This window comes from Treponema sp. J25 (genome assembly GCF_004343725.1).
In the GTDB taxonomy this organism is placed as follows: domain Bacteria; phylum Spirochaetota; class Spirochaetia; order Treponematales; family Breznakiellaceae; genus J25.
Window position 1 is genome coordinate 1 of sequence record NZ_PTQW01000059.1, and the last position, 10192, is coordinate 10192.

Sequence of the window (10192 nt, forward strand, 5' to 3'; positions counted from 1 at the left end):
GTGTCGGTGGCACGGACGGTGTTGTCCACGGTGGGGAACATTTTCTTGACGAGTATGCTGGCCTATGCGCTGAGCCGGAAGGAATACGTGCTGCGCAAGCAGTATACGTTTATTTTGATTCTGTCGATGTACGTGAGTGCGGGGTTAATACCGTACTACTTTTTGATTCGGAGTCTGGGGCTCATCAATAGCTTCTGGGTGTATGTGATTCCCGGGCTGGTGAATGCCTTTAACTTTATAGTGATCCGGACCTACATCGGGACGATTCCGGATAGTCTTGTGGAATCGGCGCGGATTGATGGGGCGGGGGATTTCCGGATTTTTTTGCGGATAGTGTTTCCGCTGATTACGCCGGTATTGGCGACGGTGGCCCTATTTGTGGCGGTAGGGAACTGGAACGCCTGGTTTGATACGATGATCTTTGCGTCGGGGCGGCAGGAACTGTCGACGTTGCAGTATGAGCTGATGAAGTTCCTTGCCTCGAGTCAGAACCAGGCGCGGAGTGCGGCCGATGTCGGGGCCATGGGGATGGCCAAGGACTATGCCGCCAGCATTGTGACCCCCGCCAGTATTCGGGCGGCCATCACTGTGGTTGCGGCGGCCCCTATCCTGGTAATCTACCCCTTCCTGCAGCGGTACTTCGTCATCGGTCTTACCGTCGGTGGGGTAAAAGAATAAAGGAAAAAACCAATGAAAAAGATTAGATTGAATTGGCATCTTGGTTGGTCATTATTTGTATTAGGGGTAATTGTATTCTTTTCTTCCCAAGCAAACAAACCAGTACAAAAAGGGGGTGCTATGATAAAAGAAAAATATTTTTCTAAAACCACAGGGGTTGATAGATATTGCAATGTGTATTTGCCCCCTGATTATGTTCCTACAAAAAAATATCCCATAATCTATGTGTTGCATGGCATTGGTGGAACGGAGGACGAGTGGATTCTGTATGGTTCTCCGAAAGAAATAGTGGATAACCTTATCAATCAAAAATTAATTCAACCGGTAATCCTGGTGTTCCCTAATGGCCGGGCCATGAATCCCGATTCGGTTCCTCAGGATATGTTTAATCCCACAGCGCAGGCAGCCTTTGCCAATTTTGAAAATGACCTCTTTAAGGATCTTATCCCATTTATCGAAAATAAATACTCTGTGTATGGGGTGCGGGATTACCGGGGCATATGCGGTCTTTCGATGGGAGGGGGACAGGCCTTAAATATTGGCCTGGGTAACCCTGATATGTTTGCATGGGTAGGAGCCTTTTCTCCTGCCCCGAATACGGATGTGAATAAATTTAAAGTGGATAGTCCCAAGAAACAACTCATATGGATTTTATGCGGTGAATCGGATTATTTGCTTTCTGTTTCAGAAAAAGCTCATCAATTTTTGTTGGATAAAAAAATCCCTCATATATATAAGACTATGCAGGGAGCCCATGATTGGCCGGTCTGGAAAGAGGGTCTGCGATCCTTTCTACAGGAAATATTTAGATAGGGAATGAGGCTTACACCACATTCATGTGCATTGTTTGTATTGGTAAAGAAATTAAATGGAGAAGTCCTTCGTTTCCTGTTTAAGTACCGTGAACAGTACCAGAAAGCCCTGCTTCTTACGCGTGTTTTTGGGGTGCTCAGGTACCGCTTGTGGCGAGCCGGAGAATCATCTCCTGGCTTGCTTCCTCTTTAGGGATGGGGCCGATCATCCTTCCTTCGGTAAGAATGAGTATCCGATCGCACATGCCAAGGATTTCTTCTAAATCGGAAGAAAAAAGGATGATAGCCCCTCCTTTTGCGGCAATGTCGGCCATTACATTATAAATGTCTACCTTGGAAGAAACATCGATTCCTCGGGTCGGTTCGTCCATGATGTAAATCCGCGCCCGTTTGGCGATCCAGCGAGCAAGGGTTACCTTTTGCTGGTTACCCCCCGAATACGTGTCAGGGATATCTTCAGGTTTTATAGAGCGTAAGCCGATTCGTTCGGCATATTTTTTAATGTTTTTGTAAAGGGTTGCATTGTGGAGTCCGGTCACTGTCTGATATTGGGGAAGGGCGGCAATGGTCATATTCAATGTTAAATCCTGATGATGTAGGATAGCATTTTCATTCCGATCTTCAGGGATAAGGGCGACCCCATACTGAAGTGCCTCTTCGGGGGAGGAAAAGTGTACTTCCTGACCCGATAACAAAAGGCGTCCACTTGAGCCTGGTACATCTCCAACAAGGCAGTGAGCCAGGAGGGTTCTCCCGGATCCCATGAGTCCTGTAATGCCTAGAATTTCCCCCACATGAACAGTAAAGGAAATATTCTTGAGGAGAGCCCCACAGCTCAGGTTTTGTACTTCCAGAAGGGGAGCCCCTCGTCCCTGTTTGTAGCGGGGGTACCGTTCGGTGAAAATCTTCCCTGTTAATAGATGTACCAACACCGACTCATTCACCGTTCCCCGGGAACGGGTATCGATGAGACGTCCCTGACGGATAATACTGACATAGTCCCCAATGCGGCAAATTTCATCGATCCGGTGAGATACATAGAGCACACTGGTTCCCTGTTGGGTAAGTCGTTTAATAATGGTAAAAAGAATGGCCCGTTCCGGTTCCGCGAGGGCTGCGGATGGTTCGTCAAAGGCTACCAGTTTCCAGGCTTTTACACAGGATCGGGCCGCGGCAAGGAGCTGCCGCTGGGCATAACCGAGCTTTCGAACCGGTACATTCACGTCCAGATCGATGGAAAGCTCTTTTAAAAGTCGGCGGGCTTGCTGGATCATCCGGGGAATATCAATGGCTCCCAAGAGAGTGCGGGGATAATTATCAAAAAAGAGATTTTCCGCTACTGAAAGATTTTCAAAGAGCTGTACATCCTGGCCAATAAAAAGGATTCCTGCTTTTCGGGCATCGGTGATATCCCGGGGAGCGTACGGCCTGTTGCAAAATCGCATGCTTCCAGAATCTGGTCTTTCTATACCGCACAATAGATGAAGGAATTTCGTTTTTCCTGACCCATTTTCTCCAACGAGAACATGAACAGATCCTGGATACAGGGAGAGGGAAAGCTCTCTTAAGGAAAAATCCTCATTAATTTTTTTAGAGAGTCCCTCTACCACAAAGAGTGGTTCTTGAACGTTCATGGGGTCCCCTCGTAAATGTCAATAGTAGTAAACAGTTTAATATTGGCATTGAATAAATGTTGTTTTACCTCATCCGAAACATGACGATCCGTGACCATTATATCACCACTTCGGGCTTTACCGAAAGAAAAAAAAGCGTTCTTATAAAATCCCTCTGCCTCACAGAGAATAACCAGTTCCCCAGTTCGTTGGCGAGCAGAACGAATGAGAAGGGCCTTTTCCTGGGTGGTGACCGATAAATCAAGATCCCGTGAAACTCCATCGACTTCTACAAAAACCCGATCCACATGGAAACGTTCAAGATCATCCAGGGTAAGGGTCCCGTATACAGCCTGGTCTTGTCCGGAGACCTCACCGCCTAAAAGAACGCAGCGATTTTTCTGAGTAGCACTGATTTCTCCCGCAATGACGATATCGTTGGTAAGCACCGTAATCTGGGAGAATTGAAAAAGAAAGCGGGCAAGCTGTCGGGTAAGATTTCCCGCTAAAAGTAAAATAAACTCCCCTTCCTGGATAAGACGGGAAGCAATTTTTCCAATTTCACTGTATTCGGTGGTTCCCGTTCCCGGTCGAGTGGATACCAGGGAGACCGAATCAGTAAGAATTGCCCCTCCGTGGGTTCGCAGAAGAAACCCTTCCTGTTCGAGCTTTTCCAGATCCCGCCGGATCGTCACTTCCGATACGTTGAGCAACTCCCGAAGGGTCTTTACATCTACCTGTTGGTGTTCCCGCAGGTACTTTTGTATCAGATTGATCCGTTCAATAGCGAACATGTAGGTACTATACACCGGTATTTCAAGAAGGGCAACGAGAAAGGGAAAAAACTCAAGAAAGAGGTTAGGCGGGACTCCTCTTTTTCGATTTTTTGTGAAAAACGAGCCTTTAATTGCGATGATAGCTCCTGAAAAACGGGGCAGGCGCATTTCATTTTTGCAAAAAATTATCTTTCAAAACCAGTCTTCCACAGACTGTATAGTCGTAAGGCTTTTTGGGGAAAGCTATTGAACCATGCCCTGAAAATGTAATCGTACACGCAAATTTTTCTTGACAGATTGAAAAAGCAAGTGTACGATTCATTCATAAACGAAAGTATTCGACCATTATGTGTACGTATACAATTGTTCTAAACGGTCGAATACAAAACTTTATACAAAGGAGTGGAGGTATGAAGAAACTCGGTAGTATCAGCCTTGCCCTGGTCCTCATCGTGGCATTGGGTTTTGTGGCCTGCGGTAAGGGGGGACAGGCAGGGGGTAAGAAGACCCTCTTTGTAGGGATCGCCATGCCCACCCAATCGTCCCAGCGCTGGATCCAGGATGGGGGTAACATGAAGAAGATCCTGGAAAGCCGGGGGTATAAGGTGGATCTCCAGTATGCGGAAGATAACATCGATGCTCAGATTGCCCAATTGGAGAATATGATTACCAAGGGAGTGAACTGTCTCGTAATCGCCTCTATCGATGGTGAATCCCTTACTAATGTTCTTAAAAAAGCGGCGGCTGCAAAGATCCCGGTTATCGCCTATGATCGGCTGATTCGCAATACTCCCCATGTGGACTATTATGCTACTTTTGATAACTACAAGGTTGGGGTCCAACAGGGAAGCTACATCGTAGAAAAGCTGGGCCTTAAAGAAGGAAAGGGACCCTATAACATCGAAATTTTTGCCGGTTCTCCTGACGATAACAATGCCTACTTCTTCTACAATGGCGCGATGGATCAGCTAAAGCCCTATATCGAAAAAGGCCAACTGGTGGTTCGCTCTGGTCAGATTGAATTTGCTAAGGTAGCGACCCTCCGCTGGGATGGGGCTACCGCCCAGCAGCGGATGGATAACATTCTTACGGCCTATTACACCAATGCTAAGTTGGATGCGGTACTTTCTCCGTATGACGGAATTTCCATTGGAGTCCTTTCTGCCCTTAAGAGCGTGGGGTATGGACGGGGTGGTAAAAAGCTTCCCATTGTAACCGGTCAGGATGCGGAGATTCCTTCGGTTAAATCGATTATTGCGGGTGAACAGGCTCATACCATCTTTAAGGATACCCGGGTTCTAGCAGAAAAGGCGGCGGATATGGTTGATGCGGTGCTCCAGGGGAAACCAGCCCCCGTGAATGATACTACTACCTATAACAATGGGGTGAAAGTAGTTCCCTCGTATCTCTGTGAGCCCGTTTCGGTGGATATCACCAACTATAAAGAGGTTCTTATTGGAAGCGGGTATTACACGGAAGACCAGTTAAAGTAACTCTTTGATAGTCCCCGACCTGAAAATGGTTGGGGAAGCCCCTGCTGGTAACAATTGTACTGGCAGGGGATTCTTTTCTGTACTACAGTATAAGGTGAAATCGATGGCACAGCCGATTCTGGAAATGAAACACATCACCAAAGATTTTATCGGGGTGCGAGCCTTAAGTGATGTGAGTTTTACCGTATTCGATGATGAAATCCATGCCTTAGTAGGCGAAAATGGGGCCGGTAAATCGACCCTGATGAAAATCGTCAGTGGGGTATATCCCCATGGTTCCTATGAAGGGGCCTTTTATTTTAAAGGGGAAGAATGCAAATTTCGAGATATTAAGGATAGCGAAGCCGCGGGGATTGTCATCATTCACCAGGAATTAGCCCTTATCCCCTATCTTTCAATAGCAGAAAATATCTTTTTAGGAAATGAACGGGCAAAGCAGGGAATTATCGACTGGGATGATACGATCGTAGAAGCTAAGAAACTTCTTAAAAAGGTGGGGCTTCTGGAAAACCCCAACACCCTTATTGCTGATATTGGGGTGGGAAAGCAACAACTGGTAGAAATTGCCAAGGCCCTTTCCAAGAATGTGCGACTTTTAATCTTAGATGAGCCTACTGCTGCCCTCAATGATGAAGAAAGTAATAAGTTGCTGGATCTTCTTCTTGAATTAAAGAATCACGGAGTTACGAGTATTCTTATTTCCCATAAATTGAACGAAGTTACCCGAGTGGCCGACCGAATAACGGTGCTCCGGGATGGCAAGGTTATTGAAACATTAAGAAATAGCGAAGGAGAAGTAAACGAGGACCGCATTATTAAAAGCATGGTAGGTCGGGAAATTGTGGATCGCTACCCTGCTCGTCATGTGACCATTGGAGAGGAAGTGTTTAGGGTCGAGGGGCTCACCGTGTACGATCCTACAAATGAAGAACGGGCCGTCATAAAGAATGTGAGTTTTTATTTGAGAAAAGGCGAAGTAGTAGGTTTTGCGGGTCTTATGGGAGCAGGTAGGACGGAAATTGCGATGAGTATTTTTGGGCGTTCCTACGGGGTACATCATCAAGGTACACTATATAAAAATGGTAAGAAAATTACGGTCCATACCGTCAGCGATGCGATTCGGGAGGGAATTGCCTACGTTACGGAAGATAGAAAAAACTATGGCCTTGTGCTCATTAATGATATTCGTACTAATATTTCTCTTTCGAGTCTTAAGAGTATCAGTCGGGCTGGCGTAATCGACGAAGAAAAAGAAACAACCCTGGCTGGACAATTCCGGGATTCCCTCAAAATTAAGTGTGCAGGCCTTGATCAACGGGTAGAGAACCTCTCCGGTGGAAACCAGCAAAAGGTTGTTTTGGGAAAATGGATCATGGCAAATCCGGATGTGCTCATCCTGGATGAACCTACCCGGGGTATCGATGTGGGAGCGAAGTACGAAATTTATACGATTATTAATCGGCTTGCCGCAGAGGGAAAGGCTATTTTAATGATTTCTTCGGAAATGCCTGAACTCCTGGGCATGTGCGATCGGATTTATGTAGTAACCGAAGGGGAAATTGCAGGAGAACTTTCCCGCGAGATGGCAAGCCAAGAAAACATCATGAAAATTATTATGGCACATCAACGACGTGAACGACAAAGCCTGGCAGGATAGGGGAGGATAACAGAATATGGGAAGTGTCACATCATTTTTTAAGAGTAATGTTCGTCAGTATGGGATGGTTATTGCCCTCTTATTCATCATGGTTTTTTTCCAGATCCTGACAGGGGGTATCCTCTTTAAACCCATGAATGTGACGAACCTGGTGTTGCAGAATAGCTATGTGCTCATCCTGGGAGTGGGCATGCTCCTCTGTATTGTTACCGGTAATGTAGACCTATCGGTGGGTTCGGTGGTCGCCTTCGTAGGGGCTGTCTCGGCGGTCCTTATGATTGATATGGGACTTCCCGTCCCACTTGGGGTGACCATTACGCTCCTTATTGGTCTAGCGGTTGGTTCGTTTCATGGTTTTTTTATTGCCTTTTTACGGATTCCTCCTTTTATTGTAACCCTGGCGGGGATGCTTATCTTCCGGGGGCTTACCATGGTTATCCTAAAAGGTCAGACCAAGGCCCCCTTTGATAAGTCGATTCAGAATATAGCGGCGGGTTATCTTCCAGGGGATTGGCAAATTGGGGGGCTCAATGCAATTGCGGTTCTTATTGGAATCCTTCTTTCTATTGCCTTTGTGATTAGTCAGTTGTACAACCGGGCGAAAAAGAAGCGGTACGATTTTGAAGTGCTTCCCCTGGGATTGGAATTGTTGAAAATTATTTTAGTGGTGGTGGCAATTAATGCCCTTACGATTAACCTGGCGGCCTATAATGGGATACCTATTATTCTGATTGTTCTTTTTGTATTGATTTCTTTATACACTTTTATTACGAAGAAAACGGTAGCGGGCCGTCATATTTATGCTCTGGGGGGTAACGAAAAGGCTGCCCGATTGTCGGGGGTAAAGACCCAGCGGGTGATGTTCTGGGTGTATGCCAATATGGGACTCCTTTCTGCAATCGCGGGGCTTGTGGTCGCAGGACGTCTGAATGCGGCTACCCCTAAAGCGGGAACCGGTTTTGAGCTTGATGCTATCGCCGCCTGCTTTATCGGAGGCGCCTCTGCTTCAGGTGGTATCGGTACGGTAGTGGGAACTATTGTAGGTGGCCTTGTGATGGGGGTTTTGAATAACGGGATGTCCATCATGGGGGTAAGTGTGGATTGGCAGCAGACCATCAAAGGGCTTGTCCTTCTTGCGGCGGTCTGTTTCGATGTGTATACGAAAAGTAGAAGTAGCTCCCGATAAAACAAGAAAAAACAGCTATGTAGGGGGCACTGAAAAGCAAAAGGGAGCTTTTCGGTGCCCTTTTTATTTGATTTCTAAAAATTTTCTTCTATAATATTGAAGTAAAAAAGTTCGAGGAGAATTGTATGAAAGTGTATATCATGGCAGCCGATGCAAATAACTATCAGAATCTTATTCCTGTAGATAACGGGGCCTTTGAAATATATCGAGAATTTAATGGGTCCCAACTTACTAATCCTTCGGTAAGACTTCGTGTTAAGATTTTGCGTGATGATGAGATGAATAAAGATCTACCAAAAAGCGACTTTCCCTCTCTGGCCTCACATATTCCAGTATTCAGCAAGCGGGCAGTTTCTGTATTGAATGAATTGCTCATTGCCAATGGTGAGCTTGTCAAATTGGATTGTATTAACTGTGAAGAACCATATTTTGCGTTTAACGTAACAACCACCGTGTAGGCTCTTGAGCTTGATCATTACGAGCTTAAGCGGTTTGAGAGCAGTGGACGAATTATGCGGGTGATTAGATATTGTTTTTATCCGGAACGTCTTAAAGGTTTGACCGTGTTTAAATTGCCCGAGTTGCCACTACAAAATGTTTTTGTGACCGATCCCTTTGTACAGCGTGTTCAGGAAGGGAAACTGGTGGGTTTTAATTTCAAACTGGTGTGGGAAGGGTGAATGGTGAAAGATTTGTCTGAGAAAAAAGGTGGCTGATTGGGGACTTTATGAATGTGGAAGTAGAAAATAAATAAAAAGAGGATATAGATGCTTTTAATTGGAGACGAATCCTATAAACTTGCAAAAGAAATAAAGAAGGGCAATGTTAAGGTCGTGACTGAATTTATTCCATTTATAGATTGGGTTAATAAAAAATATTCTGTGAAAGTCTTAAATGTATCAATCGAATATGAAAAAATTAAGAATAAAATAATTCCACGAATCTCAATTATTCTTGAAAGAAGATCTGATTTTAATAAATTCGTAGATGATAGGCTAACAATTGATATAAATAAACAAAATGAATGCCTGGAGGCTTTTTTGAAATTATATCCCAAGAAGATAAAAAATGTTGAGGAAGCCTTTGTAACATTTGATAATTTTGAAAACACCGCTATCTATGAAGCAATAAGTGCCGTGAAAAAAGATGAACTCGAAGAAATTAAAAAAAGTGTAGATAAAGATTGTCTCTGGTTAATTGATAATACGATGGGGTTCTTTGTTGTGCTTACAAATACAGAAAGAGAGAGAGAAGAAATAAATACTAGTGATGCTTGCAAGATAATAAAAGAGAAATTATTCAATTTGGTAAAGCTTTATGATGAATTTAATTATATTACTCCTGATAATCTTAAAATCGAATTTGACTCAAAAGAAAATTTTGAAAAAAATTATAAAGACAATTGGTTTTATTACTATAGATGATTTGGGTATCAAAAATTGTATTCCTAACCTTCTTTATTTACAGTTTTAATGTTCCTTTCAGGAACAGGTCTATCGTTTCCCAGGGACGACGTCCCTGGTTCCTATACCCGAGATGGGGCCTTTCATAGTTATACTCATGCAGCCACTGGTCTAGATCCTCTTGAAGGGATTCTAGGCTTTCATAGAGATTCTGTCGAAATACGATTCTAAAAAACTCATCAAGAACGGTGCGGTTGAAGCGTTCGACAAAACCATTTGTCTGAGGATGGCGAACCTGGGTCCGACGGTGTTCAATATCGTTCAGGGCAAGATACAGTTCATAGGGGTGGGCCTCTGTCCCGCAGTACTCACGGCCGTTGTCGGTGAGAATCGCTTTGACGGTAATCCCATGGGTCTGGTAGAAAGGCAGCACCTCGTTATGTACCACCGCCACCGCAGCCTCCGGTTGCTTGGTCGTGTGCAAAAAGCCAAAGGCATAGCTCCCATAGGTGTCCACCACCGTATGCAGGTACACCCGCCCACCCCCCTTCAGGGTCCCTACGAAAAAAGTATC

11 protein-coding genes are annotated in these 10192 nt (G+C 44.9%); 8 read left to right on the forward strand and 3 right to left on the reverse strand.

What is annotated here, in order from left to right; translation table 11 throughout:
* Window positions 1–678: carbohydrate ABC transporter permease (locus C5O22_RS13245; RefSeq protein WP_132780672.1), on the forward strand; the 678-nt coding region annotated here is incomplete at its 5' end.
* 120 nt (window positions 679–798) lie between these two features.
* Entirely contained in the window at window positions 799–1491 is a 693-nt protein-coding gene (locus C5O22_RS13250) for an alpha/beta hydrolase (RefSeq protein WP_243692958.1), read from the forward strand.
* A gap of 136 nt (window positions 1492–1627) precedes the next feature.
* Here the strand turns inward: C5O22_RS13250 and C5O22_RS13255 are convergent, their stop codons facing one another.
* Window positions 1628–3124, reverse strand: coding sequence for a sugar ABC transporter ATP-binding protein (locus C5O22_RS13255; protein WP_132782557.1), 1497 nt, complete (start codon window positions 3122–3124; stop codon window positions 1628–1630).
* Complete coding sequence (locus tag C5O22_RS13260) at window positions 3121–3897, reverse strand: DeoR/GlpR family DNA-binding transcription regulator (protein WP_165910529.1); 777 nt, start codon at window positions 3895–3897, stop codon at window positions 3121–3123. The genes C5O22_RS13255 and C5O22_RS13260 overlap by 4 nt, the downstream gene beginning before the upstream one ends.
* A gap of 392 nt (window positions 3898–4289) precedes the next feature.
* Here C5O22_RS13260 and chvE point away from each other — a divergent pair, with 392 nt between their 5' ends.
* The 6 genes from chvE (at window position 4290) to C5O22_RS13285 (ending at window position 9639) form a co-directional block, all read left to right on the forward strand.
* Window positions 4290–5372: a multiple monosaccharide ABC transporter substrate-binding protein gene (gene chvE / locus C5O22_RS13265; RefSeq protein ID WP_132782559.1), complete on the forward strand. Its 1083-nt coding sequence runs from the start codon at window positions 4290–4292 to the stop codon at window positions 5370–5372.
* Window positions 5373–5475: 103 nt separating this feature from the next.
* Window positions 5476–7029, forward strand: coding sequence for a multiple monosaccharide ABC transporter ATP-binding protein (gene mmsA / locus C5O22_RS13270; RefSeq protein WP_132782560.1), 1554 nt, complete (start codon window positions 5476–5478; stop codon window positions 7027–7029).
* Between the two features lie 16 nt (window positions 7030–7045).
* On the forward strand, window positions 7046–8215 hold the full coding sequence (gene mmsB, locus C5O22_RS13275; RefSeq protein WP_132782561.1) for a multiple monosaccharide ABC transporter permease: 1170 nt from the start codon (window positions 7046–7048) through the stop codon (window positions 8213–8215).
* A gap of 125 nt (window positions 8216–8340) precedes the next feature.
* Window positions 8341–8673: a hypothetical protein gene (locus C5O22_RS13280; RefSeq protein ID WP_132782562.1), complete on the forward strand. Its 333-nt coding sequence runs from the start codon at window positions 8341–8343 to the stop codon at window positions 8671–8673.
* Between the two features lie 54 nt (window positions 8674–8727).
* Window positions 8728–8895 carry an imm11 family protein gene (locus C5O22_RS13565; protein ID WP_165910530.1) on the forward strand — a complete coding sequence of 56 codons (168 nt, stop codon included), beginning with the start codon at window positions 8728–8730 and terminating at the stop codon, window positions 8893–8895.
* Between the two features lie 87 nt (window positions 8896–8982).
* Window positions 8983–9639 (forward strand): hypothetical protein, encoded by a 657-nt coding sequence (locus C5O22_RS13285; RefSeq protein WP_132782563.1) that lies wholly within the window; start codon window positions 8983–8985, stop codon window positions 9637–9639.
* A gap of 37 nt (window positions 9640–9676) precedes the next feature.
* Here C5O22_RS13285 and C5O22_RS13290 read toward each other — a convergent pair.
* The coding region (locus tag C5O22_RS13290) for an integrase core domain-containing protein (protein WP_132782564.1) at window positions 9677–10192 on the reverse strand (516 nt) is incomplete at its 5' end.

Bases quoted from the DNA above. Each gene is read 5' to 3' on its own strand.
- C5O22_RS13250 (WP_243692958.1), top strand. From the start codon at position 799: ATGATAAAAGAAAAATATTTTTCTAAAACCACAGGGGTTGATAGATAT.
- C5O22_RS13255 (WP_132782557.1), bottom strand. From the start codon at position 3,124: ATGAACGTTCAAGAACCACTCTTTGTGGTAGAGGGACTCTCTAAAAAA.
- C5O22_RS13260 (WP_165910529.1), bottom strand. From the start codon at position 3,897: ATGTTCGCTATTGAACGGATCAATCTGATACAAAAGTACCTGCGGGAA.
- chvE (WP_132782559.1), top strand. From the start codon at position 4,290: ATGAAGAAACTCGGTAGTATCAGCCTTGCCCTGGTCCTCATCGTGGCA.
- mmsA (WP_132782560.1), top strand. From the start codon at position 5,476: ATGGCACAGCCGATTCTGGAAATGAAACACATCACCAAAGATTTTATC.
- mmsB (WP_132782561.1), top strand. From the start codon at position 7,046: ATGGGAAGTGTCACATCATTTTTTAAGAGTAATGTTCGTCAGTATGGG.
- C5O22_RS13280 (WP_132782562.1), top strand. From the start codon at position 8,341: ATGAAAGTGTATATCATGGCAGCCGATGCAAATAACTATCAGAATCTT.
- C5O22_RS13565 (WP_165910530.1), top strand. From the start codon at position 8,728: ATGCGGGTGATTAGATATTGTTTTTATCCGGAACGTCTTAAAGGTTTG.
- C5O22_RS13285 (WP_132782563.1), top strand. From the start codon at position 8,983: ATGCTTTTAATTGGAGACGAATCCTATAAACTTGCAAAAGAAATAAAG.